General features: G+C 61.7%; 20 protein-coding genes. 13 read left to right on the top strand and 7 right to left on the bottom strand.

From position 1 onward, the window contains the following. Positions 1-78 precede the first annotated feature (78 nt). Complete coding sequence (gene uvrB, locus EOE18_RS01480; RefSeq protein ID WP_127705453.1) at positions 79-2,265, bottom strand: excinuclease ABC subunit UvrB; 2,187 nt, start codon at positions 2,263-2,265, stop codon at positions 79-81. 225 nt (positions 2,266-2,490) lie between these two features. On the opposite strand from uvrB, the gene EOE18_RS01475 reads away from it, so the two are divergent. The 4 genes from EOE18_RS01475 (at position 2,491) to EOE18_RS01460 (ending at position 6,590) form a co-directional block, all read left to right on the top strand. Then, positions 2,491-3,927, top strand: coding sequence for a circularly permuted type 2 ATP-grasp protein (locus EOE18_RS01475; RefSeq protein WP_127705451.1), 1,437 nt, complete (start codon positions 2,491-2,493; stop codon positions 3,925-3,927). Between the two features lie 29 nt (positions 3,928-3,956). Further along, entirely contained in the window at positions 3,957-4,901 is a 945-nt protein-coding gene (locus tag EOE18_RS01470) for an alpha-E domain-containing protein (protein WP_127705449.1), read from the top strand. A gap of 17 nt (positions 4,902-4,918) precedes the next feature. Then, on the top strand, positions 4,919-5,737 hold the full coding sequence (locus EOE18_RS01465; protein WP_127705447.1) for a transglutaminase family protein: 819 nt from the start codon (positions 4,919-4,921) through the stop codon (positions 5,735-5,737). Positions 5,738-5,843: 106 nt separating this feature from the next. Continuing rightward, positions 5,844-6,590 (top strand): proteasome-type protease, encoded by a 747-nt coding sequence (locus EOE18_RS01460; protein ID WP_127705445.1) that lies wholly within the window; start codon positions 5,844-5,846, stop codon positions 6,588-6,590. A 37-nt stretch (positions 6,591-6,627) separates the two neighbouring features. Here the strand turns inward: EOE18_RS01460 and EOE18_RS01455 are convergent, their stop codons facing one another. Next, on the bottom strand, positions 6,628-7,515 hold the full coding sequence (locus EOE18_RS01455) for a hypothetical protein (RefSeq protein WP_127705443.1): 888 nt from the start codon (positions 7,513-7,515) through the stop codon (positions 6,628-6,630). A gap of 115 nt (positions 7,516-7,630) precedes the next feature. Further along, complete coding sequence (locus EOE18_RS01450) at positions 7,631-8,380, bottom strand: extensin family protein (RefSeq protein WP_127705441.1); 750 nt, start codon at positions 8,378-8,380, stop codon at positions 7,631-7,633. Between the two features lie 209 nt (positions 8,381-8,589). On the opposite strand from EOE18_RS01450, the gene EOE18_RS01445 reads away from it, so the two are divergent. The 3 genes from EOE18_RS01445 to EOE18_RS01435 all read left to right on the top strand — a co-directional run bounded on the left by EOE18_RS01445 (position 8,590) and on the right by EOE18_RS01435 (position 12,668). Beyond that, positions 8,590-9,717, top strand: coding sequence for a phosphoserine transaminase (locus EOE18_RS01445; RefSeq protein WP_127705439.1), 1,128 nt, complete (start codon positions 8,590-8,592; stop codon positions 9,715-9,717). A gap of 82 nt (positions 9,718-9,799) precedes the next feature. Further along, positions 9,800-11,392, top strand: coding sequence for a phosphoglycerate dehydrogenase (gene serA / locus EOE18_RS01440; RefSeq protein WP_127705437.1), 1,593 nt, complete (start codon positions 9,800-9,802; stop codon positions 11,390-11,392). Between the two features lie 139 nt (positions 11,393-11,531). Continuing rightward, positions 11,532-12,668, top strand: coding sequence for an ATP phosphoribosyltransferase regulatory subunit (locus EOE18_RS01435; RefSeq protein ID WP_127705435.1), 1,137 nt, complete (start codon positions 11,532-11,534; stop codon positions 12,666-12,668). Here the strand turns inward: EOE18_RS01435 and EOE18_RS01430 are convergent. After that, positions 12,665-13,513, bottom strand: coding sequence for an alpha/beta hydrolase (locus tag EOE18_RS01430; RefSeq protein WP_425464275.1), 849 nt, complete (start codon positions 13,511-13,513; stop codon positions 12,665-12,667). The two genes, EOE18_RS01435 and EOE18_RS01430, sit on opposite strands and share 4 nt — an antisense overlap. A gap of 310 nt (positions 13,514-13,823) precedes the next feature. Here EOE18_RS01430 and EOE18_RS01425 point away from each other — a divergent pair, with 310 nt between their 5' ends. From EOE18_RS01425 to EOE18_RS01405, 5 genes are all read left to right on the top strand, one after another. Then, positions 13,824-15,113: an adenylosuccinate synthase gene (locus EOE18_RS01425; protein WP_127705433.1), complete on the top strand. Its 1,290-nt coding sequence runs from the start codon at positions 13,824-13,826 to the stop codon at positions 15,111-15,113. Between the two features lie 227 nt (positions 15,114-15,340). Beyond that, positions 15,341-16,324: a helix-turn-helix domain-containing protein gene (locus EOE18_RS01420; protein ID WP_220445951.1), complete on the top strand. Its 984-nt coding sequence runs from the start codon at positions 15,341-15,343 to the stop codon at positions 16,322-16,324. 93 nt (positions 16,325-16,417) lie between these two features. After that, positions 16,418-17,917: a DUF4139 domain-containing protein gene (locus EOE18_RS01415; protein ID WP_246027195.1), complete on the top strand. Its 1,500-nt coding sequence runs from the start codon at positions 16,418-16,420 to the stop codon at positions 17,915-17,917. 1 nt (position 17,918) lies between these two features. Then, positions 17,919-19,436 (top strand): DUF4139 domain-containing protein, encoded by a 1,518-nt coding sequence (locus tag EOE18_RS01410; RefSeq protein WP_127705431.1) that lies wholly within the window; start codon positions 17,919-17,921, stop codon positions 19,434-19,436. Between the two features lie 187 nt (positions 19,437-19,623). Beyond that, the gene (locus EOE18_RS01405) at positions 19,624-20,133 is read left to right on the top strand and encodes a MarR family winged helix-turn-helix transcriptional regulator (protein WP_127705429.1); all 510 of its coding nucleotides are present in this window, start codon (positions 19,624-19,626) and stop codon (positions 20,131-20,133) included. A 96-nt stretch (positions 20,134-20,229) separates the two neighbouring features. On the opposite strand, the gene EOE18_RS01400 is transcribed toward EOE18_RS01405, so the two are convergent. Genes EOE18_RS01400 through EOE18_RS01390 form a run of 3 tightly spaced genes read right to left on the bottom strand, consistent with a single transcriptional unit; the run spans position 20,230 to position 23,496 of the window. Next, the gene (locus tag EOE18_RS01400) at positions 20,230-21,900 is read right to left on the bottom strand and encodes an FAD-dependent oxidoreductase (protein ID WP_127705427.1); all 1,671 of its coding nucleotides are present in this window, start codon (positions 21,898-21,900) and stop codon (positions 20,230-20,232) included. After that, positions 21,893-22,696, bottom strand: a complete 804-nt coding sequence (locus EOE18_RS01395; RefSeq protein ID WP_127705425.1) for a sugar phosphate isomerase/epimerase family protein — start codon at positions 22,694-22,696, stop codon at positions 21,893-21,895. Before EOE18_RS01395 ends, EOE18_RS01400 begins: the two co-directional genes overlap by 8 nt. Continuing rightward, positions 22,693-23,496 (bottom strand): TetR/AcrR family transcriptional regulator, encoded by an 804-nt coding sequence (locus tag EOE18_RS01390; protein WP_127705423.1) that lies wholly within the window; start codon positions 23,494-23,496, stop codon positions 22,693-22,695. The genes EOE18_RS01395 and EOE18_RS01390 overlap by 4 nt, the downstream gene beginning before the upstream one ends. A gap of 21 nt (positions 23,497-23,517) precedes the next feature. Here EOE18_RS01390 and EOE18_RS01385 point away from each other — a divergent pair, with 21 nt between their 5' ends. After that, positions 23,518-25,938 carry a TonB-dependent receptor gene (locus EOE18_RS01385; RefSeq protein ID WP_127705421.1) on the top strand — a complete coding sequence of 807 codons (2,421 nt, stop codon included), beginning with the start codon at positions 23,518-23,520 and terminating at the stop codon, positions 25,936-25,938. Positions 25,939-25,980 lie beyond the last annotated feature (42 nt).

The raw sequence follows: 25,980 nt of genomic DNA, 5'->3' as shown, positions 1-25,980 counted from the left end.
CAACGGTGACGGAAGCGATGTGCTTTCGTCGGGAGACGTTCTGGGAGCGCGAGGGACGAGTCCCTCGCATCCTGTTATCTACTTCCTCCACTTCTTCTGGCTCTTGCCATACCGCGTCTTGCGCGTCCCCGGCTTGCCCTCGTTGCTGCGGCCCACCACGGGAGCCTTGCGCTCCCCTTCGGGCAGGCCAAGTTCGGTGGCCTCCAGACGGCGGATTTCGTCGCGCAACCGGCCTGCTTCTTCGAATTCCAGATCGGCGGCGGCGGCGCGCATGCGCTTTTCCAGATCCTCGATATAGGCGCGCAGATTGTGGCCGACGAGATTGTTGGTGCTGTCATCCTCGATATCCACCAGCACCCCGTCACGACTGGCCGTATCGGCCACGATGTCATGGATGTTGCGCTTGATGGTTTGCGGCGTGATGCCGTGCTCCTCGTTATAGGCTTCCTGACGCGCGCGGCGGCGGTCGGTTTCGGCGATGGCGCGTTCCATGCTGCCGGTGATGCAGTCGGCATAGAGGATCACGCGGCCATCGACATTGCGCGCGGCGCGGCCAATGGTCTGGATGAGCGAGGTTTCGCTGCGCAGGAAGCCTTCCTTGTCCGCGTCCAGAATGCACACCAGCCCGCATTCGGGAATGTCCAAGCCTTCGCGCAGCAGGTTGATGCCGATCAGCACGTCATAGACGCCCAGACGCAGGTCGCGGATCAACTCGATACGTTCCAGCGTTTCCACGTCGCTATGCATATAGCGCACGCGCACGCCCGCCTCATGCATGAATTCGGTGAGGTCTTCGGCCATGCGCTTGGTGAGCGTGGTGACCAGAGTGCGATAGCCCTTGGCGGCGGTTTCGCGGCATTGGGTGATGCAATCCTGCACCTGATCTTCGACAGGGCGGATCTCGATTGGCGGGTCGATCAGGCCGGTGGGGCGGATCACCTGCTCGGTAAAGGCGCCGCCGGTCTGTTCCATTTCCCATGTGCCGGGCGTTGCGGATACAGCCACGGTCTGTGGGCGCATCGCATCCCATTCGTTGAAGCGTAGCGGGCGGTTGTCGATACAGGATGGCAAGCGGAAGCCATATTCGGCCAGCGTGATTTTCCGGCGATGGTCGCCCCGCGCCATGGCGCCGATTTGCGGAATGGTCTGGTGGCTTTCGTCCACAAACAACAGGGCATTGTCGGGCAGATATTCGAACAGGGTTGGCGGCGGTTCACCGGGCAGGCGGCCGGACAGGAAACGCGAGTAGTTTTCGATCCCTGCGCAAGAACCGGTGGCCGCGATCATTTCCAGATCGAAATTGGTGCGCTGTTCAAGCCGCTGCGCTTCCAGCAATTTGCCTTCCGCGTTCAGCTCTTTCAGCCTTTCCTCCAGCTCGAACCGGATAGCCTTTTCGGCCTGTTTCAGCGTGGGGCCGGGGGTGACGTGGTGGCTGTTGGCATAGACGCGGATTTTGGAGAGTTTGGCCCCCGCCTTGCCGGTCAGGGGATCGAACTCGGCAATCTCTTCCACCTCGTCGCCAAAGAAGCTGATGCGCCAGGCCATATCTTCATAATGGCTGGGGAAGATTTCCAGATTGTCCCCCCGTACGCGGAAAGCGCCACGGGCAAAGGCCACCTCGTTCCGCTTATATTGCAGCGCCACCAGCTTGCGGATGATTTCTCCCTGATCCTGCGATTTGCCCACCTCCAGATCAAAGGTCATCGCCGAATAGGTTTCGACCGAGCCGATACCGTAAAGGCAGGATACCGAGGCAACGATGATGACATCGTCCCGTTCCAGCAGCGATCGCGTGGCGGCATGGCGCATTCGGTCGATGGCCTCGTTCACGCTCGACTCTTTTTCGATATAGGTGTCGGAACGCGCCACATAGGCTTCGGGCTGGTAATAGTCGTAATAGGAGACGAAATATTCCACCGCATTGTTGGGGAAGAAGCTTTTCATCTCGCCATATAATTGCGCGGCAAGGATCTTGTTGGGGGCAAGGATCAGCGCGGGGCGCTGCGTTGCCTGAATGACCTGCGCCATGGTGAAGGTCTTGCCCGAGCCGGTTACCCCCAGCAAAACCTGCGTCTTTTCGCCCAACTGGATGCCTTCGACCAATTCGGCAATCGCGGTGGGCTGATCGCCGCTGGGCGTGTAATCCGACACGATGCGTAAAGGGGGGCTGTCATCCGCCTTGGGCGGGCGGGCAGGGCGGTGGGGCGTGAAATTGCCGTCAGTGTCGGGCTCGTCCAGCCCGCGGCGGATGATCAGTTCGGCCATAGCACCGATCTATGCGGGTTCCTGTTGCGTTCTGCAAGTGGCCCATCGGGCGCAGGGGCGACGCAACGGCGCGAGGCCAGCATTCGCGCCGAGTCGCGCGCGATACTGCCCCATAAATTTTTCCCTCGCAACCGCAGCAATACGCTTGGCAAGCAAGAATCTTTGTTGCAGCTTGGCCGACAAGCAATAGCGCATAAGCGCCCAAGAAAATTGAAGGAAAAGCCTATGACATCAACCACTCATCCGTCGTTCGACGAGATGATCGATGCCGAGGGGAATGTTCGCCCCGCCTATGCCGGCTATCGCGAGTGGTATGATGCGCAAAGCCCCAAATGGCTGGAAAAGCAGGGCAAGGCCGCCGAAAGCGTGTTCCGTCGGACCGGCATTACCTTCAACGTCTATGGTCAGGATGCAGGACAGGAACGCCTGATCCCCTTTGACATGATCCCCCGCATCATCACGGCGGAGGAATGGAAAAAACTGTCGCGCGGGATCGAGCAGCGGGTGCGTGCGCTCAATGCCTTCCTGCACGACCTTTACCACAAGCGCGAGATCATCAAGGCGGGCAAGGTGCCCGAGCGGCTGTTTGCCCAGAATGACGCTTTCCTGAAGGAAATGGTCGGCTTTACCCCTCCGGGCGGGGTCTATACCCATATTGTTGGCATCGATCTGGTGCGCACCGGCCCCGATGATTTCATGGTGCTGGAAGACAATGCCCGCACCCCCAGCGGCGTCTCCTATATGCTGGAGAACCGCGAGACGATGATGGCCATGTTCCCCGACCTGTTTACCAAGGTGCAGGTGCAGCCGGTGTCGGACTATCCGCGTGCGCTGGCCCGCAGCCTTGCGGCCTGTGCGCCGCCGGCGGCCAAGGGTAACGGGCGGGCGGTGCTGGCGGTGCTGACGCCGGGGATTTACAATTCGGCCTATTATGAACACGCCTTCCTTGCCGATCAGATGGGCGCCGAACTGGTGGAGGCGGGCGATCTGCGCGTGGTGGATGGCCGCGTTTGCATGCGGACAACCCGCGGGTGGAAGGCGATCGATGTGCTGTATCGCCGCGTCGATGATGACTTCCTTGATCCGCTGACTTTCAACCCCGACAGTATGCTGGGCATTGCGGGCATTATGGATGTCTATCGTGCGGGCGGTATTACCATTGCCAATGCGCCGGGCACGGGGATCGCCGATGACAAGGCGATCTATTCCTTCATGCCCGAAATCGTGGAATTTTACACAGGCGAGCGGCCTATTCTGAAGAATGTGCCGACATGGCGTTGCAGCGAGAAGGACTCGCTGGCCTATGTGCTGGACCATCTGGCCGAGCTGGTGGTGAAGGAAGTGCATGGGTCGGGCGGCTATGGCATGTTGATCGGGCCTACCTCGTCCAAGGCCGAGATTGCCGCATTTGAAAAGAAGCTGCGCGCCAATCCCGATAATTACATTGCCCAGCCCACGCTTTCACTCTCCACCGTGCCGATCTTTACCAAGGCGGGACTGGCCCCGCGCCATGTCGATTTGCGGCCCTTTGTGCTGGTCTCGCCCGAAGGGATCAACATTACGCCCGGTGGTCTGACCCGCGTGGCGCTGAAGAAAGGTTCCTTGGTGGTCAATTCCAGTCAGGGCGGCGGCACGAAAGACAGCTGGGTTTTGGCGGAATAAGAAGCGGAAGAGCAGGGTAAGGAAAAAATATGCTGGGACGTTCCGCTTGGGGCATTTACTGGATGGCGCGTTATCTGGAACGCGCCGAAAACACCGCGCGCCTGCTGGATGCCGGTTTCCGCATGGCTTTGACGCGTGGCAACACCGTGGCCAGCGAGGAATGGCGCAGCGTGCTGGTGACTTTGGGGCTGGATGCCGCCTTTGCCGATCAGGGGGGCGAATATACCGGCCCTGCCATCACCAATTGGATCCTGCGTGGCACGGGCAATTATGGCAGCGTGCTGTCCATGATGGAGGCCGCGCGCACCAATGCGCGCATGGTGCGCACCGCCATCACCCGCGAGGTATGGGAGGCGACCAATGAAAGCTGGATGCTGCTCAAGGATATGCTGGCCCGTCCGGTGAAGGAATCGGATCTGGGGCAGGTGCTGGATGTGATCCGCCGTCAGGCCACTGCCGTGCGCGGGGCGATGGAAGGCACGATGCTGCGCAATGATATCTATAACTTTGCCCGTATCGGCACCCATCTGGAGCGGGCGGATAATACGGCGCGTATTCTGGACGTGAAATACCATGTGCTGTTGCCCAGCGTGGCTTGGGTGGGTTCGCGGCTCGACAATGCGCAATGGGAAATGGTGCTGCGTTCGGTGGCCGGGGAGCGGGCTTTCCGCTGGCTCAATGCCGGCGCGCTGGACCCCAAGGGCATTGCCGAATTTGTCATCCTTGATGGCCGCTTCCCACGCTCTCTGGCCTATTGTTATGCCAAGCTGACCAGCAGCATGAAATGGCTGTGCCATGATTACGCTCAGGAAACGGCTGCTTTCCTGATGCAGCGCGCCGCGACCGAGAAATTGGCGCAGACCACCATCGCGGACGTGTTCGAGTTCGGCCTGCATGAATTCCTGGGCGAGTTTTTGGCCAACAACCGGCTGCTGGGCGATGCCATCGCTGCCGATTATCGTTTCACCGAATAGGACGGGATGCCAAACCCATGCGGATTAATATTGAGCATCGCACCCATTACCGTTTCGACCAGCCCGTCTGGCACGGGGTGCAGCGCCTGCGCCTGACGCCGCCCACTTGCGCGGTGCAAACGGTGCAGGACTGGCAGATCGATGTTGAGGGCGGTTCGGTTGAATGCGCCTATGACGACCATAATGGCAACAAGGTCACGTTGATCGCGCTGGGCAGTGGAAATGGCGAGGTGGTGATCACCGCGCGCGGCACGGTGGACACCCGCGATACGGCGGGCGTGGTGGGCGGGCATCAGGGCTTTATGCCGCTGTGGTTGCTGACCAAGCAGACCGCGCTGACCAAGCCGGGGGCCAAGCTTAAAAGCCTGATCGCCCAATTCGCGCCGCAGGCCGGTGAACCTATCCCGATGCTGCACAGTTTGATGACGGCGGTGAAGGAGGCGATGAGTTTCGCCACCGGCCATACCGATGCCACCACCAGCGCCGAGGCGGCATGGGCCGCGGGCAAGGGCGTGTGTCAGGATTACGCACATATTTTCATCAGCGTGGCGCGGGCCTTGGGTCTGCCTGCGCGTTATGTGTCGGGCTATCTGTGGATGGAGGATCGCCCCATGCAGGACGCCGGTCACGCCTGGGCCGAGGTGCATGTGCCCGGCCTTGGCTGGGTGGGCTTTGACGCGGCGAATGATACTTGCCCTGATGAACGTTACATCCGTGTCGCGCTGGGCGTGGATTATGCCGATGCCGCGCCGGTGACCAGCCTGTCGCAGGGCGGGGGCAAGGCGGCGCTGGATGTCGCCTTGGAGGTGACGCAGCAACAGGAAATGGCCCAATAGGCGCTAGACAGGACTTTTGCCCTAGCCTCCGCTTAACGAAAAGGGATTGACGCGGGCGCTATGGTTTGTGCAACCGCGAAGCAGGATTCGCCAAGGGAAAAGACTAGTGACCTATTGCGTGGGAATGATGCTGGATGCTGGCCTCGTGTTGATGAGCGACACGCGGACCAATTCGGGCGTCGACAATATTTCCACCTTCCGCAAGCTGTTCCACTGGCAAGTGCCGGGCGAGCGCGTGGTGGCCTTGATGACCAGCGGCAATCTGGCGACGACGCAGGCGGTGGTTTCGAAAATCGAGGAACGCTTCAAGCTGCCCGATGAACGGCATAATTGCGTGATGGAAGCGCCCACCATGTTCCAGATGGCGGGGCTTGTCGGCAAGACCCTGCGCGAAACCATTGCCGAGCGTGACGAGGACAATGGCCCGCAGGCCGCTGGCCAGTTTGGTGCGACGCTGATTCTGGCCGGTCAGATCAAGGGGCAGGCGCCGCGCCTGTTCCTGATCTATCCCGAGGGCAATTTCATCGAGGCCACGCTGGACACGCCTTTTTTCCAGATTGGCGAGACGAAATATGGCCGCCCGATCATCCTGCGCGGTTATGAAAAGACCATGGCGTTTGAAGATGCGGTCAAGCTGTTGATGGTCAGCTTTGATTCCACGCTGAAGGCCAATCTGTCGGTGGGCATGCCGCTGGATCTGGTGGTGATTGGCCGCGATGAATATTGCATCAAGCACGAGCGCCGCATCACCGCCACCGACCCGTGGTATCGCGTGATTTCCGCCAGCTGGAGCGACAGCTTGAAGGCGGCGCTGGACGGCCTGCCGGATTTCCCCTTCCACGCAGGCCAGTAAGTTCGGCGGCGGGTTTTACACCGCCGCCCGCTTGGCTTTACTCGTCGGTTTTGGCTTCATTGCCCTTGCCCGGATTGCCGCCGGTGCGCAGCGCCACGATAGAGCGCAACGTGTCGAACCAGAAGCGGCTGCCCAAGGACATGGCGAGGCCACTCAGCAATATGCCGGGGATGGCGGAGAGCAGGCTCCAGTCGAGTGCGGGCCAGTCCTGCCAGCCCATGGGCAGGGGCAGAGCTGCCCGCACCTGATCGGTACAATCCGCGATATTGCTTTGCTGACAGGCGGCAGGGCTGCCCTGTTGCGAGACATGTTCGGCCATGGCCACGGCAGCGCTACGCGCGGCATCGCTGCCATAAAGCCCCTTGGCCAGCTCGATCGTGTCGACCTTCAACGCCCCCGCCACCAGCAGCGCGATCACCAGCGAAGCGATCTGGGCACGGCGGGTGTACCAGTGTTGCACCTGATCCATGAATTGCGTGTACCATGCCTCGATTGTCACGCGCAGTTGTTGCAGAAAGTCGCCGGCGGAGGTGTCCAGTGCCAGCAACCGGTTTTTCAGCGATTCAGGTAGAACAGCAGCTTGGACCAACTTGCCAAAATCTATATTGGCATTGGCCGTATCAAACAGGCCGATGATTTTGATGATACTGTCCGAGAAAGTGGCGTGGCCAATATCATGGGGATATTTATCGTAGCCGATGTCGTGGGATTCGTCCTCGTATTCGATAATGCCTTTCAATGCATTTTTGGAGCCGAGCAGGTGACGGCGCCATTTGGCAACCGGTACGGTGGCCATATCGGCCCTAGCATACACCAGCACCTGCTCCAGCCTAACCGAGGCCAGCATTTGCGCCAGCATTTTGCCGCGCGAGTTGAACAGTTGCGCGATGGTTTCCTGTATCACCGTGCAGATCAGGCCCAGCATGGCGTAGGTGAGTGCTAGCCCAATAAAAACGTCTAATGCCAACCACATAGCGAATCATTCCCCCCAATTGCATGGCGGGGAGTTTAATGGAGGATGCTATGTGTTAATACTTAATTTAGCGACACACGCCGCTATCGGCCAGTTCGACATGGAAATGGTCGTGATGGGCCACATTATAATCCGGCCCCAGCACCACGCCAAAGCGCTTGCAGGCCGATAGATGTACCACGCGCAGGAATTCCCGCTCTTGGCCGCCGCCCGCCGACCATTGGCCCAGCACCGAAATGCGGCGCCCATCGGCCAGCACAAAGGCGGCGACATCAATCGCATTACCCGTGGCATGGCCGCTGCGCCGGTCGGTGCCCGCGACATTGCGGCAATTATAGCTGCCCATGGTCTCGATCTTGACCAAGGCGCTGCCCAGATATTGCCGTGCGGCGCGGTCCACGCCAAAGCGGGCCCATGCCGCGAAAGTGTCGGCCAGCGGGCAGGTGACCGGCCCCAGATTGGTCACGGCAAAGGGTTGCGAATCGCCTGACAGGGCGGTGAGGCGCACGGTGTTCACTGTCGCACAGCCTGCGCCATAGAATTGGTCCGGCAAGGGGGTGAAGGCGGCGGCGCGCGCTTCCAGATGGGCGCGGCACTGGCCAGCTTGTTGTGGCGAGATTTCGTCGAGTGGAGCGGCGGCTATCCGCGGCGTGGCGCGCGGCGTGTAGCGGCTATGGGCGGAGCCATGCGTTTTGGGCGGCGGGGGAATGGTAACGCAGCCTTGCAAGAGCAGCGGAATGGCAGCGGTCAGCGCGATCAGCCGACGCAAGCGCGTCGATCGGTCGTGGAAAAGCGATAGGCCAACATCATCTTGCATGAGGAACATCCTGCCTGCGTGATGGTTAAAAATTCTTCATTATTTTATATTTACAATGAGTTAACGGGTATTCGTAGAAACCCTTGGTCGGAAAATTAAGTTGGCGAACCTGTTGCTGGGGGGGCTTGACTCGTGGTCGGGCATCTATAGAGCGGCCAGCGGGCCACGCGGTCCCAACGCCGCGCGTGCTCTCTGTGAGGAGAGACTACATGACTGTGACTACCCCGGCACTCAAGCCGGCTCGCCCCTTCTTCTCGTCGGGGCCCTGCGCCAAGCCGCCCGTATTCTCTGCCGACAAGCTGGCTACCGAAAGTCTGGGGCGCTCGCATCGCGCCAAGATCGGCAAGTCGCGTCTGGCTTATTGCATCGACCTGATGCGTGAAATCCTCAAGCTGCCCGAAACCCACCGCATCGGCATCGTGCCCGGTTCGGACACGGGCGCTTTCGAAATGGCCATGTGGACCATGCTGGGCGCCAAGCCTGTCACCACGCTGGCTTGGGAATCCTTTGGCGAAGGTTGGGTAACGGACGCTGCCAAGCAGCTGAAGCTGGACCCCACCGTTTTGCGCGCCGACTATGGCCAGATCGCTGATCTGAACGCCATCGACTGGTCGAATGACGTGCTGTTCACCTGGAACGGCACCACCTCTGGCGTGCGCGTTCCCAACGCTGATTTCATCCCCGCCGACCGCGAAGGGCTGGCCTTTGCCGACGCCACTTCGGCGGTGTTTGCCTATGACATCGACTGGTCGAAGATCGACGTTGCCACCTTCTCCTGGCAGAAGGTGCTGGGCGGCGAAGGCGGCCATGGCGTGCTGATCCTCGGCCCCCGTGCTGTGGAGCGTCTGGAAACCTACACACCCGCATGGCCGCTGCCCAAGGTGTTCCGCCTTGTTTCCAAGGGTAAGCTGGCCGAAGGCGTGTTCAAGGGCGAAACCATCAACACTCCCAGCATGCTGGCCGTGGAAGACGCGATCTTCGCGCTGGAATGGGCCAAGGGTCTGGGCGGTCTGGAAGGTTTGCAGGCACGTTCGAACGCCAATGCGGCTGCTCTGGACAAGATCGTGCAAGAGCGCGACTGGCTCTCGCATCTTTGCGAGGATGAAGCCATCCGTTCCAAGACCTCGGTCTGCCTGAGCGTGGCAGGGGCCGATGCCGACTTCATCAAAAAGTTTGCCGCCCTGCTGGAAAAGGAAGATGCCGCCTATGACATCGCGGGCTATCGCGATGCTCCTGCGGGCCTGCGCATCTGGTGCGGCGCCACCGTCAATGTTGAAGACATTGAAGCGCTCGGCCCCTGGCTCGACTGGGCCTATGCCAGTCTGAAGGCTGCCTAATCTTTCGCGGGCGGTGTAATCCGCCGCCCGCAATCTTCCCTTTCCCGACATCATACCCCTTTCACATGAGGATACGATTCCCATGACCGAGACCCGTAAGCCCCGCGTCCTTATTTCGGACAAGATGGACCCCAACGCCGCACGCATCTTTATCGAGAAGGGTTGCGACGTGGATGTCATCACCGGCGAAACCCCCGAACAGCTGATCGCTCGCATTGGCGACTATGATGGTCTGGCCATCCGTTCATCGACCAAGGTTACCAAGGAAATCCTCGACGCCGCCACCAATCTGAAGGTGATCGGCCGCGCCGGTATCGGCGTTGACAACGTGGACATCCCCTATGCCAGCGCCAAGGGCGTTGTGGTGATGAACACGCCTTTCGGCAATTCGATCACCACCGCTGAACATGCCATCGCGCTGATGTTCGCTCTGGCCCGCCAGATCCCCGAAGCCAATGAACAGACGCAGGCTGGCCTGTGGCCCAAGAATGGCTTCATGGGCGTGGAAGTCACCGGCAAGACGCTGGGCCTGATCGGCGCCGGCAATATCGGTTCGATCGTTGCCTCGCGCGCCATCGGTCTGCGCATGAAGGTTGTGGCTTTCGATCCCTTCCTGACGCCCGAACGCGCCATTGAAATCGGCGTCGAAAAGGTCGACCTCGACACGCTGCTGGCCCGCGCTGATTTCATCACCCTGCACACGCCGCTGACGGCTGAAACCAAGAACATCCTGTCGAAGGAAAATCTGGCCAAGACCAAGAAGGGCGTGCGCATCATCAACTGCGCCCGTGGCGGTCTGGTGGACGAAGCCGCGCTGAAGGAAGGTCTTGATTCGGGCCATATCGCTGGCGCCGCTCTCGACGTGTTCCAGACCGAACCGGCCAAGGAATCGCCGCTGTTCGGCACCAAGAACTTCATCTGCACCCCGCATCTGGGCGCTTCGACCACCGAAGCCCAAGTCAATGTGGCGTTGCAGGTGGCCGAACAGCTGGGTGAATATCTCACCACCGGCGGCGTGACCAACGCTCTGAACGTGCCTTCGCTGAGCGCCGAAGAAGCTCCCAAGCTGCGCCCCTATATGGCGCTGGCCGAAAAGCTGGGCTCGCTGGTCGGTCAGTTGACCCCCTCGGCTGTGGCCCGCATCTCGATCCACACCGAAGGCGCTGCTACCGAGCTGAACGCCAAGCCCATCGTGGCCGCCGTTCTGGCCGGTTTCATGAAGGTGCAGTCGGCCACGGTGAACATGGTCAACGCCCCCTTCCTCGCCAAGGAGCGTGGGTTGGAAGTGCGTGAAGTGAAAACCGAAAAGACCGGCGATTACCACACGCTGATCCGCGTTTCGGTCAAGACCGAAGCGGGCGAGCGTTCGGTGGCTGGCACTCTGTTCTCCAACGCCGAACCGCGCCTGGTCGAACTGTTCGGCATCAAGGTGGAAGCCGAACTGACCGGCGACAACCTCTATATCGTCAACGAAGACGCCCCCGGCTTCATCGGTCGTATCGGTACGCTGCTGGGTGAAAACGGCATCAACATCGGCACGTTCAACCTGGGCCGCCGCGAAGCCGGTGGCGAAGCGGTTCTGCTGCTCTCGGTTGACAGCGCCGTTCCCGCCGAAGTGCTGGACGCCGCTGGCAAGCTGCCGGGCGTTAAGCGCGTGAAGGCGCTGGCGTTCTAAGCCTACTACCTTCGGGTTCAAGAAAAGGGCGGGGGTCGCGCGATGCGGCTCCCGCCTTTTTCTTTATGCGCGGCGCAGGCAATATCGGCGTCACTTCTGCCTTCCCCAAAGGCCCAAGCCCCGCTAAAGCGCCCCCACTATGGATACCGAAACCCGCGATTTGCTGCCCGAGGGGCTGGAAGACCGTCTGCCGCAGGATACTGCCGCGGCCACGCGCATCACGCGTGCCTTGATGGATGTGCTTGACAGCCACGGCTATGACCGCGTTCAGCCGCCCAGCATCGAATTTGAACGCTCGCTGGCCAGTCGTATGGCGGGGATCCAGACGCGGCGCATGGTGCGCTTTGTCGATCCGGCTTCCCTGCGCATGATGGCTTTGCGCAGCGATATGACGCCGCAGGTGGGCCGCATTGCCGTAACGCGGATGAAGAATGCCGCGCGCCCCTTGCGTCTGGCCTATGCGGGGCAGGTGGTCAGCCTGAAGGGCGATGGGCTGGACCCCACGCGTGAACGTTTGCAGATTGGCGCGGAATTGATCGGCCATGCCGGTGTCGCGGCGGCGGCTGAAGTGGTGGCGGTGGCGATCGAGGCTTTGCAGGCGGCAGGCGCGACCGGCATTTCGGTGGATTTCACCCTGCCCGATCTGGTCGATGCGTTGAGCGCTGGTCCATGGCCGCTGACGCCCGCCCAACTGGCGGCGGTGCGGCGCGAGCTGGACGCCAAGGATGCAGGCGCTTTGGTGCAGGCGGGCGGGGCGGCCTATCTGCCTTTGCTCCACGCTACGGGCGGTTTTGTGGCGGCGATGGACAAGCTATCCGCGCTGGCGGTGGAGGGCGTGCTCGATGGTCGCCTGTCCGCGCTGCAGGCCATTGCCGAGCGGGTTCAGGCCGCTGGCGGCGATGTCCGCCTGACGCTGGACCCCACAGAGCGCCATGGCTTTGAATATCAAAGCTGGTTCGGTTTCCAGATCTTTGCCCAAGGCGTGCAGGGCGCAGTGGCGCGTGGCGGTGCCTATGCGATTATCGGTGCCGATGATGGTGCCGAGGGCGAGGCGGCGGTAGGCTTCTCGCTCTATCCCGATCCGCTGATCACCGCTTTGGCCGCGCAGGAAGCCAAGCGCGAGACCCTGTTCCTGCCTTTGGGCCATGATGCCAGCGCGGCGGCGCGTCTGCGCGCGGTGGGCTGGCGCACGGTGGCGGCGATCAGCGCGGGCGATGATGCGCGCGCTTTGGGCTGCTCGCATCGGTTGGACGGGCTGGAGCCGGTTCGGGTCTAACGCCCGAACACATCCTTCAGCCATGTGTCCAGAACGGGCGTGGCGGGATAGTCGGGGTCGCCCAATTGGCGGTTGATTTGGGCATGGCCTTGCAGGCCCGTGCCCTCAAAGCCATTGATCTGCACCGGCGTTCCCGCTTTGCGCAAGGCATCGGCCAAGGCCTTGCTCTGCGCCACCCCTTCCTCGCGCTGCACATGCAGCAGCAGGAAGCGCGGCGCATTGGGTGCGGCGGCATGCAGCGTGGGCGACAGGGCTTCTTGCCGCGCGCGATCCGTGCCAAAGGCTTGCCTATAGCGATCCGCCATAAAGCGCCCCGCATCCGCCATCTGGCGCGGCACATCATAGGCGGCGCCATCAATCGGCACCACACCGGCCAGATCGGCAAAGCTTAAGCCCGCTGCTCGCAGATAGCGCTCATCCGTGCCCACCAAAGCCACCAGATGCGCGCCCGCGCTATGGCCCATCAGCACGATGCGACGCCGGTCGATCCCCAGTCGGTCAGCCTGCCGGATCAGTTCCGCCAGCGCGGCGGCCACATCAGCGGCCTGATCCTCGACCGTCACGCGAGGCACTAGGCGATAGTTGATATTGGCAAAGCCATAGCCAAGGCCGGTCAGATGCGGGGCTTTCCATGGGCCTGTCGCATTATCCTTATTGCCCTGTGTCCAGCCCCCGCCATGGACAAACACCACCAGCGGCGAGGGCAAGGGCGTTCCGGCCTTGGGTGGGGTGAAATCCATCACCTGCATCGAATCGCCCCCATAGGCCAAAGGCTGCGCGGCAGGGGCGGGCGGGGCTTTGCTCGCCTTGTCCTGTTCCGCGGCGCGTTTGGCCATGCGTTTCATGATCATCGCCGCCATCAGGCCTTGGGCCTGTGCGATGGGCGGCATGGCCATTGCCAGCGCCACGCCCAGCGCGATGATCTTGCCTTTGTGTCGCATCCGTCTCTCCCTTGTCGCATGATGGAGTAACGGGGCTAAGGTCTGCCTCCTCCTTGCTGGCTATCACCTGAACAAGCTGGCTTGACGGGGGCAGCGCCTCTGGCTAACCGGCGCGCATCATCGGGGCAGGCTCTGCCCCTTCTGGCCCATCCCTTGCGCCGAGTCCTGTCGAAGGGCGCTTGCGGATTATCTGGCAGGGTGAGGGACTCTATCCATGGCAAATGTTACCGTGATCGGCGCCCAATGGGGTGACGAGGGCAAAGGCAAGATCGTTGACTGGCTGGCCAGTCGCGCGGACGTGGTGGTGCGTTTTCAGGGCGGCCATAATGCCGGCCACACTTTGGTGGTGGGCGACAAGGTTTACAAGCTGAGCCTGTTGCCTAGCGGCATTGTGACCGGCACTCTGTCGATCATCGGCAATGGCGTGGTGCTGGACCCGTGGCACCTGAAGGCGGAAATCGAAAAGCTGGAAGGTCAGGGTGTCGAGATCAACCGCGAGAATTTCGCGATTGCCGAAAATTGCCCGTTGATCCTGCCGGTGCACCGCGATCTGGACGGTTTGCGCGAAGCGGCTGCTGGCGCTGGCAAGATTGGCACCACGGGTCGCGGCATTGGTCCGGCCTATGAAGACAAGGTAGGCCGCCGCGCCATCCGCGTGTGCGATCTGGCGCATCTGGACGATCTGGGCCCGCAGCTTGATCGTCTTTGCGCGCATCACGATGCCCTGCGCGCCGGTTTCGGCCAGCCTCCCGTCGATCGCGAGGCGCTGATCGCCGAATTGCGCGAAATCGCCCCCTTCGTGCTGCAATTTGCCGAGCCGGTGTGGAAGCGCCTGAACACGGTGAAGAAGGCGGGCGCTCGCGTGCTGTTCGAAGGCGCGCAGGGCGTACTGCTCGACGTCGACCATGGCACCTATCCTTTCGTCACCTCGTCGAACACGGTGAGCGGCACGGCGGCTTCGGGTTCGGGCCTTGGTCCGTCCTCCACCGGTTTCGTGCTGGGCATTGTAAAGGCCTATACCACCCGCGTGGGTTCGGGTCCGTTCCCCACCGAGCTGGAAGATGAAACCGGCCAGCGTCTGGGCGAGCGGGGCCATGAATTCGGCACGGTTACGGGCCGCAAGCGTCGCTGTGGCTGGTTCGATGCCGTGTTGGTGCGCCAGTCCTGCGCCATTTCGGGCGTGACCGGCATCGCGCTGACCAAGGTTGACGTGCTGGACGGGCTGGACAAGGTGAAGATTTGCACCGGCTATCGTCTGAATGGCAAGGTGCTGGATTATTACCCCAGCCATGCCGCCGATCAGGCCAATGTCGAGCCGATCTATGAGGAAATGGATGGCTGGCAGGGCACCACTGCCGGTGCGCGTAGCTGGGCCGATCTGCCCGCGCAGGCGATCAAATATATCCAGCGCGTGCAGGAATTGATCGAAACGCCTGTGGCGCTGGTTTCCACCAGCCCCGAGCGTGAGGACACGATTCTGGTCCGCGATCCGTTCCAGGATTGATGCCATAGACTGGGCCGGTTGAAGCTGGCCTGCGTCAGAAAAGCCGCCGCATCCGGTCAGGGTGTTGGCGGCTTTTCTTTGTCTCCATTGCAATAATCTGTACGAAATTTATAATAAATATCTGATGTTTAAGCTCTATATATTGCCCTTAATGCCGCTTGACTGAATGACCATTAGGTCTAGCATTTACGTGTTGTTACCTAATAGAGCGAACGGAGGCAGTCGCCATGAACAACACGGATCCGTGGGGGATGAATTCCAATTTTTCCTATGATAATCATGAGGATGATTTGAGCGTTTCGCGGATAGGCGTCTCGGTTTTCGCCGAAAGACCATCCCTGCGCGAAACCATGCAGGAGGATGTAACCGGGGCCGGATTTCGTGTGACCGAGACGGGCAACCTTATGCGTCTGGTCGATACGGCCGAGGCGGGACCGGCCTTGGGCGATATTGTGATGGTCGATTGCCCCTTGGTGGATGCGGCTTTACTGGCGGGGCTGGCGCGGCTCGATCTGGTCGCGGCGCGCAAAGGGCTGGGGCTGGTGATCTCGACCAGTGTGGATGCGCTGGACGATGTGTTTGCCGCGCTGGACCAATCGCAACCGCAAATTCTGGTCGCGCCGAGCAGAACGGAAAGGCTGGTGGCTTTGGGGCAGGTGATGACCCAATTACCCCAGCGCAGAGTGCGCGAATTGTCCGACGAGGACCGCTTGGTGATCCTGCGCCTGACCCAGCAGATCACCGAGATTGGCGAGAAATTGAGCGGCCTGTCCGGTGGCGCTGTGCCCAAGCCGGTGGGGCAGCCCTCGGCCTTTCGCTTTGATCCACCTGCCAGCGCCGCTTCTTCAGAAAGTGTGGCCGGTTTGCCCGATGCGCGGATCATTCGCCGGATCATCCGCAACCGGCAATTGCGCGGGCGTTTTCTCAATCCCGAATTGTTTGCCGATCCGGCGTGGGACATGTTGCTGGATCTGACCGCGGCCCATTTGGAAAAGGTGCGGGTGTCGGTCACCAGCCTGTGCATTGCCTCTGGCGTGCCGCCCACCACCGCTTTGCGCTGGATCGGACAGATGACCGATGCGGGGCTGCTCAAACGGGTGGAGGATGATCAGGACCGGCGCCGTGCCTTCATCGTGCTGACCGACAAGGCGCGTGATGCCATGGCGGCCTATTTTGCCGAAATGGGCAATACGGCGCATCGTCTGGTTTAATCCTGCATTCAGCGCCGGCCCGCGATGTTGCACGTAGGCGACAGGGCCTGGATGCGGTAAACCGCCTCTGGGCCAAGGAAAGAGGGTGCGGGCATGAAGAATTGGGCGGCCATTGGGTTGGCAGGGGCGGCTATGGGCGGCTTGGGACAGGGTGTGGCTTTTGCCGATCAGGGCAGGGCCGTGGCCAGCGCTCAGGGCGAGGTGGCGATCACTATTTACAACCACGATCTGGCGCTGGTGCAGGATGTGCGTTCTTTGCCCCTTCCTGCTGGACGCAGCTTGCAGGAAATGGCCGAGGTTTCCGCCCAGATTCGCCCCGAAACGGTGACGATTGCTGCGCCCGGAGCCAGCGTGCTGGAGCAGAATTTCGATTATGACCTGCTCAGCCCCGAAAGGCTGGTCGACAAGGGCGTGGGGCAGGATGTGACCATCATCCGCACCAACCCCGCTACGGGTGCCGAAACCGTGGAGAAGGGGCGCATTCTGGCCAATAATGGCGGGACTTTGGTGCAGATCGGCAATCGGATCGAAGTGCTGGGCGACATGAAGGCGCGTCTGGTTTTTGACCAATTGCCCGAGGGGTTGAAGGCCCGCCCGACTCTCAGCGTGGCGCTGGACGCGGCCAAGAGTGGCACAAGGCCGGTCAGCCTGTCCTATCTCTCACGCGGCTTTGGCTGGAAGGCGGATTATGTCGCCCTGTTTGACGAGGTGGCGGGCAAGATGGATGTGCAGGGCTGGGTGACGCTGAACAACACCAGCGGCACCAGTTTTAACGCGGCCAAAGTGTTGCTGGTGGCGGGCGATGTTGGCGTTTCGGGCGGTGGCGATGATGATGACACCCCACAGCCGGTGTTCCGCCGCGGTGGCGTGGTGTCCGGCGAACAGGCCATGGGCATTGAAGGCAGTACCCGCGAGCAATTGGGCGATTTCTACGTCTACCCCATCAGCGGCCGGGTGCAGGTGGCCAACCAGCAGCAGAAGCAGATCAGTTTCCTCAACGTCACCGGAGCGGCAGCGCACAAGGTCTATTCTTTCCGCAATGACTGGCTGGGCGCGCAGGAAGAGGCGCAGAGCTTTGCCACCTCGCTGGCTTTCTCCACCGGCGCCAAGGAAGGGTTGGGCGATGCTTTGCCCGCTGGCACCATGCGTATCTATATGCGCGATGCGCGCGGGCAGGCGCAATTCATCGGCGAGGACAGCATTGCCCATACGCCGCAGGGTAGCCTGTTGACGGTAAAGACCGGCGAGGCCTTTGACGTTAAAATCCAGCCTGTGCTGGAAAAGCGCGAGAAGATCGATGCGGGCGAGTGGGAGCGCGTGGCGCGTTTCCGCGTTGGCGACAAGGTGACCACGGTAGAGGCGGCCAAGACTTATTGGCGCACCCATATGCGCTATAATCTGACCAATGCGCGGGCGCAGCCGGTGGAGGTCGAGGTGGTGCAGGCGGGGCTTGACGGCGGGGCGCATGATACGCGCGTGTCGGCCGAAAGCGTAAAGGGCGAACAGCGCAATGCCAATGAGCGCGTGTGGCATGTTACCATTCCCGCGCATGGCTCGCTGGCGCTGACCGCGCAAATCGACACGCGTTACTGATATGGCGCTGGCTCTGGCGGCGGCAGTATTGGCCGCAGCACCAGTGGGCGCTCCGGTGGTGGAGGCTGCGCCGCCGCGCGCCACCTCGGTCACCATCTATCGCGCGCCCAATCGGCCTGCGGGGCAAGCGTTGCAGCTGGACTGGCTGCAAGGCTATGCTTTGGTGACCGAGGAGCGCGACATCAGCCTGCCTGCGGGTGAGGCGGTGTTGCGTTTTGATGGTGTGGCGGCGGGGATGCTGGCGGAAAGCGCTTTGGTGACGGGGCTTCCCGCCAGTGTGGCGGAAAAGAACCTTGATGCCGATCTGCTATCCCCGCGCAACCTCTATGCTCGCGCCTTTAGACGGCCTGTGACGATTAAGCGCCATGATCCGCAGGGGCGGGTCGTTGAGGAGGAGGCGATCATCCGTTCCGCCCCCGATGGCGCGGCGGTGCTGCAAACCAGGCGCGGGTTTGAGATCGCCAATTGCGCGGGGTTTCAGGATGGGCTCGCCTATGATGGCCTGCCAGCGGGATTGCAGGCGCGGCCCAGCCTGTCCCTGATGGTACGCTCCCCCAAGGCGGTGACGGCGCGGGTGAAATTGTCCTATCTGGCTTGGGGCTTTGACTGGCAGGCGCATTATGTAGCGCGCCTGTCGCCCGATGGCCGTAGCGCAGGGCTGACCGGATGGGTGACGCTGGCCAGCAGCGATGCCACCAGCTTTTCCGCCGCGCAGGCTGCTGTAGTGGCGGGCAAATTGCGACGGGTGGATAGCGCGCCCGCGCCGCAAGAGGTCGAGGCGCTGGAGATGAGCTGTCGGGTTAGCGTCCCGCTGCCGATTGGCGGCCCAGATCTGCAATCGCCCAGTGCGATGTCGGCACCGCCTCCGCCTCCGCCCGTCGCGATGGCCGCTCCGATGGAGGTGCTGGTCACCGCCCGCCGTGTGGCGCCCAAGCTGGTGCGGCCCGAAGCCTTGGGCGATGTGAAGCTCTACCGCCTGCCTTTGCCCACCACGGTGGCTGCCCATGCGCAAAAGCAGGTGGCGCTGGTGGATCGCAAAGGGGTGAAGCTGGCCATCGTCCACGCGCTGGATCTGGAGCCACAGGATGGCGAGGGCCATGCCCGCATCCGCTTGGTGATGCGCAATGTGAAGGCGGACGGGCTGGGGCTGGCCCTACCCGCTGGCCAACTGGTGGTGACGCAGGGGCTGGGCGCGGCGCAAATCCCTGCGGGGGAGGCCACGCTGGAGGACAAGGCGGTGGGCGAGACGCTGCGGCTGGATGTGGCCGACAGCCCCCGCCTGCGCATGGAAACGCAGCGGCGTGAAATGGGCAAAGGCATGGCGCAAATGACCAGCGTGATCCGCAACACCAACCGCTGGCCGGTGCAGGTGGAGGCGCGGCTGATGCTGGGCGAGGGCGAGTCGCTGCGCGGGGCTTCGGCCAAATTGGGCGCCCGCGATGGCAAGCCGCTATGGTTGCTGCGCGTTCCGGCCGGTGGTCAGGCGCGTTTGGTTTGGCGTGTGAAAGAGGCTGGCTGAAAATTAGCCAGTCCTTTGCGTGATGTGCAACGGATCGGCCCTATTTTGCACCTGCGAAGCGAGTCTGGGGGCTTGACTTGCACCTGCACAATTTGCGACTTGCGCGCTGACTGTATAGAACACATACTTTTACAGAAACTACCACCTTGGGCTGTCGCACCCAAGGCTTCAGGAAGGTCGCCCCGCCGTGCTTGATCCCCGTTCGCCGCTTGCCCGTATGCCTGACAGCGTTGCCGTTGACGGTGGCGAGGGTGACAATGGCCAGATCAACCTGAACGGACTGGACCGGCTGCTGGGCTTCAATCTGGGCATTGGCTATGCGGCTTTGTCCTTTGATCTGGACCCTGCGCTGCGTCTGATGGACCTGACGCCCAAGCAGACCTCGATCCTGTGGCTGGTGGAAGTGAACCCCGGCGTCACGCAATCGCAACTGGCCCGTCTGTTCCGTATGCGCCGCGCCACGATCCACCAGATGATCGCCAGCCTGACGCGCAAGGACCTGTTGATGCTGGAAAGCATCGAGAGCGACCGCCGCGCCCAAGGCCTGTTCATCACCGAAGCGGGCAAGGCCAAGCTGGAGGAAGCGCGCGGCGTGGTCCATTCGATCGAGAACAGCTTTGCCGGTGTGCTGACCGATGCCGAATTCCGCATGGCGCTGGAATTGCTGCAAAAGATTCAGGCTGGCTGTAAGGCTTAGTGCGATTTCCGTTCAAGCTGACGCGAACGGAAAAGCGACGCTCAATCGCCGCGCGGGCTTATCGCGTTTTTCGATCCTGAATGATCGGAAAACGCTCTAATCCATCCCCGCCGCATGGCGCGCGGCCAGATGGCCAAACACCATGGCGGGGCCAAGATTGATGCCCCCCGCCGGATAATGGCCGCCCATGATGCTGGCCATATCCGCCCCCGCGGCATAGAGTCCGTCGATCACCGCGCCATCCTCGCGCAGCACGCGGGCATGGGCATCGGTTTTCAGGCCCGCAAAGCTGCCGAAACTGCCCGGCACGACCTCGACCGCATGAAATGGGCCATGTTCGATGGGCGCGACATTGGGGTTGGGAGAGAGTTCGGGATCGCCTTGATAGCGGTTATAGGGCGACCAGCCACGGCCAAATTCGTCATCACGCCCCTGCCGCGCGCCTTGGTTATAGCGCGCCACCGTATCCACCAGCGCTTCATCTATCCCGCACATCCGCGCCAGTTCGGCCAATGTACCAGCGCTGCGCAAATAGCCGCTGCGCTGCCAATAGGTGACGGGTAGCGGCGCAGGTTTCACCACGCCCAGCCCCCAGCGGCGCAGGAAGCGATGGTCGCAAATCATCCACGAACGGGCCTCTTCCCCTGACGGGGTGGCCGCCAGCAAAGCCGAGACATAATCGTGATAGCCATTGGCCTCGTTCACGAAGCGCCGCCCATTGGCGCGCACGGCGATTACGCCCGGTTTGCCGCGTTCGATAATATGCGGGAAAATGCCTTGCTGGCCATCGGGCCATGTCACGCGACTGACCGGACACCATGCGCCATTGGCGGCCAGATCATCGCCCAGCGCGGCGCCCAGCGGGCGGGCTAGGCGCAGGCCCGCGCCATCACATTCAGGAACCGCCAGCGTTTCATGTGATTCTGGATGCGGGAACATCTGCGTCCGCAGCGCCGGATTGGCGGAAAAGCCACCCGTGGCCAGCACCACACCGCGCCTTGCATATATCGCCTCGCGCCCTTGCGGGCCTTCCAGCACGGCGCCCGTCACGCGGGTCTGGTCCGCGATCAATTCCACCGCACCCGCGCCAAGTCGAAACTGGACCCCATCACGCTTGGCCAGCGCATAGAGCCGCGCTACCAGCGCCACGCCATTGAGCAGATGCGTTGCCCGCCCATAGCGCGCCAGATCCCAGCCATGGCGCAGCATCCGCCGCGCCACATGGACAAAGGCTGCGGGGCGACGGGTGGCGTTGAGGAAAGCGCCCAGATCCGGCCCTGCCTGAATGGGCATGCCGATAAAGCTGGTCTCGCGCTTGGTGCGGCGCAGCAGGGCCAGATCCTTGCCCAAGGCCCGCGCATCATAGGCCGCCGCGATCAGCGAGCGTCCGCCTGTGCCAGCGCCCGGCTTGTCGCCATAAATGTCGCAGATGCGGTTGCCCGCCTCGAACACAAAGCCGCGCTCGGTCAGGAAATCGACCATGGCAGGCGCAGTGTCGATGAATGCATCGATGCGGGCAGGATCAAAGCGATTGCCCAATACGCTGGCCAGATAGTCACGTGGGGCTTCGCGCGGCTCGATAATGCCTGCCTCCACCGCATGGCGGTTGCGCGGCAGCCACATCCATCCGCCCGACCAAGCGGTAGTGCCGCCCAGCACATCGGATTTTTCCGCCAGTACAACGTCCAGCCCCAGCGCCGCGCCGGTCGCCGCCGCACACAGACCCGCCGCGCCCGAGCCGATGACCAGCAGGTCGCATTCAGCCATCGGCCTGTTCCAGCACGCGGCGTGTGGCGGCGATGGCCAGCGCGGCGCGCTTTTGCGCGCTAACCCCTGCCAGACGCAGGCGGTCGGCGGGCACTTCCAGACTGATCGGCAGATCGGGCAGGCGGCGCAGCAAAGTGACCAGATCCACCTCGCCCTCGCCGGGGAACAGGCGGTCGGCACGGGCCTCTTGCAGGATGGCGTCCATGCTGGGGATGGGGCCCGCAATATCGCATAGCTGGAGATAGGAAATCAGCGGGTCGCCCTGCGCAATGTCCTCCACCTTGCCGCCCGAACGGACAAGGTGAAAGGCATCCACCAGCATGGTCACGCCCTCCAGCCCCTGCACCCTGTCGCGCGCGGCGATCAGATTGGGCGCGTGGGTCCATGGCATGAATTCCAGCGCCATGGTCACGCCAGCAGGCGCGGCAATGGCCCCCATGCGCGCCAGCGATTCGCGCGAACGGATGGCATCGGGATCATTATCGGCCACCAACACGCGGGCCGCGCCAAGGCTTTGCGCGAAATCGACCGTAGCCTGCACCTCGTCCCAATCGATCTGGGGGGTGAGGCGCAGGATTTCCACGTCCAGCACGCCGATATTCTCAACCGCCAAAGCGGCGCTGATGTCGGCGGCCAATGCCTTGTCGCGCAACATTGGCCAGTGTTTTTCGGTGGGCGTGGCGGCTACGGGGCGCAGGCCGACATGGCTATAGCCGGTGGCGGCGGCGATGCGGATGGTTTCCACCGGCCCCGCCTCCAGCACGGTTAGCGCGGCGAGGGAAAGGGCGCGACTCACGCAGCGCCTCCCTTCAGGCAACGGGCCATCAAGGTGCTGACCACTTCGGCGCGGCGGGCCTGCACCATAACGGGATCGGTCTGATCCACGGCGAAAATTGTGCCAAATGTGTAACGGTTGGCGATAAAGTGAAAGCACAGTGCGCTGATCGTCATATGCAGATGCAGCGCGTCAATATCGGCGCGGAACTCGCCGCTGGCCTGTCCGCGCTGGATAATCCGTTCCAGCGTGGCCAAAACCTGCCCGCGTTGCTGGGCCTGGTCGCTGCCTTGCAAATGGCGGCCATGGTCCAGATTTTCCGACATAATAATCCGCACGACATGCGGATTGGCCTGATGCGAATCGAAAGTGATCCCGACAATCGCACGTAGAGCTTCCGAAGGTGTCAGTGCTTCGTAATCCAAAGCACTTTCTGCCGTACGGAAGTCTTTATACGCTTTGTCCAGTACGGCGGCGTACAAGCCCTCTTTACTGCCAAAGTAATAGTAGATCATGTGCTTGCTGGTGGCGGTTAGGGAGGCCAATTCTTCTACACGCGCGCCATGCAAGCCATTTTTGGCAAAGACTTCAGTAGCAACCCTGAGGATTTCCTCGCGGGTCGCATCGGCATCGCGCATTTTTCGGGGCGCTTTAGGGGTTTTTGTCGTCACTTTTGTCTTGCCTCTCGCATTGCGGGGCAAGGTAGCAGCAGGAGCGATATCTGCAACAACATTCCAACCAGAATGTTTGTTGTTGACATACCAAACGGTCCGTATCATACCAATATGGCAAACAGGCGCTCTTGAAAGGGTGTCGAGCAATTCCTCAGGGGGAGTTTTCTGATGGCGATTATTTCGCGCGTTTCCTTCGCGTCGCTGGCCCTTGCGCTGGCTTTTTCCACCTCGGCCCAGGCACAGGAAGCGGCTCAGCCCGCTGCCCCTGGCGAAATCATCGTGACCGCGCAAAAGCGTTCCGAGCGCCTCCAATCGGTGCCGGTGTCGATCCAGGCTGTGGAAGCCACCACGCTGAAAAAGATGGCGATTGCCAGCCCGAAGGAATTCGGCCTGATCTCGCCCACGCTGAATTTTCAGGCGGCTGACGAAGCCCGCCTGTTCAACTTTTCGATCCGTGGCATCGGCACCGAAACTTTCTCGGTCGGTGTCGAGCCTTCGGTTTCCACCATTGTCGATGGCGTAGTCTACACCCGCGTTGGCTCGGTGTTTGACGGGCTGAACGATCTGGAGCGCGTCGAAGTGCTCAACGGGCCGCAAGGCACGCTGCAGGGCAAGAATGCCTCGGCCGGTGCGGTGGTGATCGTCACCAAGGGGCCGGACCGCAAGAAGCTGAACGGCAAGATCGAAATGACCGCCGCGCAGAACAATGAATTCGGGATCAACGGCCTGTTGACCGGCCCGCTGTCCGACACGACGGCTTTCCGCGTTTCCAGCTATTACCATCGCGAAGACGGTCTGGTGATCAACAAAGCCACCGGCAAGACGGTGAACAATTCGGTCTCCTATGGCCTGCGCGGCAAGTTCCTGTACGAGCCCCATGATGGCCTGACCTTCACGCTGGCGGGCGACTGGGCCTATCGCAAGGCGGATTGCTGCGGCGAACCGCTGCGTGTGGCCGCCGCCAGCGGCAACGTGACCGCGGCCTTTACTGGAGCTCCGGTTGGTCCCAACAGCCGCTATGTCAATTTCGACACCGAGCAGGTCGGTTGGCAGAAGAACCGTGGCGCTTCGTTGACGGTGGATGCCAAGCTGGGCGATTTCACGCTGACCAGTATTACGGCCTATCGCCAGTATCGCGACTTTGCGATCCGTGACCGCGACGGCACCAATGCGCCCTTTACCGGCGTAACGCCTCAGCAATTGTTCAGCGCCACCAACCCCGGCATTTCGGCGGCCGATGCGCTGGCCAAGATGAAGTCGCTGCTGCTCAACAACATTGATTTCTCCTGCCGCACCACCAATGGCAGCCTGATCTGCGGCGAAAGCAACAGTCTGGAAAAGAGCGATACGTTCAGTCAGGAACTGCGTCTGGCATCGCCCACGGGCGGCTTTGCCGATTACATCGTCGGCGCGTTCTACTATAACTCGCTGACCGAGCGCGACCTGACCATCGGCGGTGTGCGGTCCAACATCGCGGGCAATGTGGTGTTCCCCACCGCAACCACGGTCACCGTGGCCAATCCCAACGCCTATGTGTTTGCGGATATGATCACCAAGGTGCGCAACATCAATTCCGCCGCCTTTGCCAATATCAACCTGCACCCCACGTCAAAGCTGACCCTGTCGGCGGGCGCGCGTTTTGTGCATGATGAAATCAAATGGGATCACAAGAAGGTCACCGGTCCCAATGGTGATCATATCGGTGCGGCGACCAGCGGAGGCGCCAATGCCGGTACGCCCAACTGGAATTTCTATCGCACTTTCAGCAAGGATGCTGTGCTGGGCCGCGCCACGGCGCGTTATGAATTTAGCCGCGATTTCATGACCTATGCCTCCTTTGCCAAGGGTTACAAGGGGCCGGGCATTGACGCTGATATGTTCGTGACCACCGCAGGCATGGCCGCTTTGCCTGCCGCGCCGGAAACTTCGACCTCGTTCGAACTGGGTGTGAAAAGCCAATTCTTCAACCGCCGCCTGACGGTCAACGTCACCGGCTACAAGACCACGTTTGATGGCTATCAGACTAGCTCTTCGGGCACCGATGGTTCGGGCGCTCCGGTGCTGCGTTCGGCAGGTAAGCTCTATACCAAGGGTATCGAAGGCGAAGTGGTGGCGCGTCCCACCGATCAACTGCGTCTCTCGGGCAACTTCCTGTTCGCCAAGAACGAGTTCGGCGATCTGTTCGTCAGCCCCACGCTCAACATCAAGGGTGGGCAGCCGCTCAATGCCCCTGCGACCAAATGGGGCGCCACGGCCAGCTATGACGTGGTGGTGAAGGATTGGGGGGTCAATTTCTCGACCAACTACACATGGACCGCCAAGACGCTGTTCACCAATCTGGCCGATGCCAACAACCCCAATTCGGTGTGGCTGCGTCCCTCCTTCGGTGTGGCCAATGCGACCATCAACCTGACCTCGCCCAACGAGAAGTATAAGGTCAACCTCTTCGTCAAGAACCTGTTCGACAAGCAATATGTGGCCGGTTTGCGCCGCATTTCGGGCTCGGTCGGTGGGGCTGGCGCGGTGGCTCAGGCCTTGCCGCGTGACTTCTACCGCTATGTCGGTGCATCGCTGACGGTGGCCTTCTGATGCAGGCTTGCTGATGCCTTTCTCCGGACGGCCCCGTTTGGT

Source organism: Novosphingobium umbonatum, assembly GCF_004005905.1.
Lineage (GTDB): Bacteria > Pseudomonadota > Alphaproteobacteria > Sphingomonadales > Sphingomonadaceae > Novosphingobium > Novosphingobium umbonatum.
This window is presented reverse-complemented; position numbering and strand designations above follow the sequence as displayed.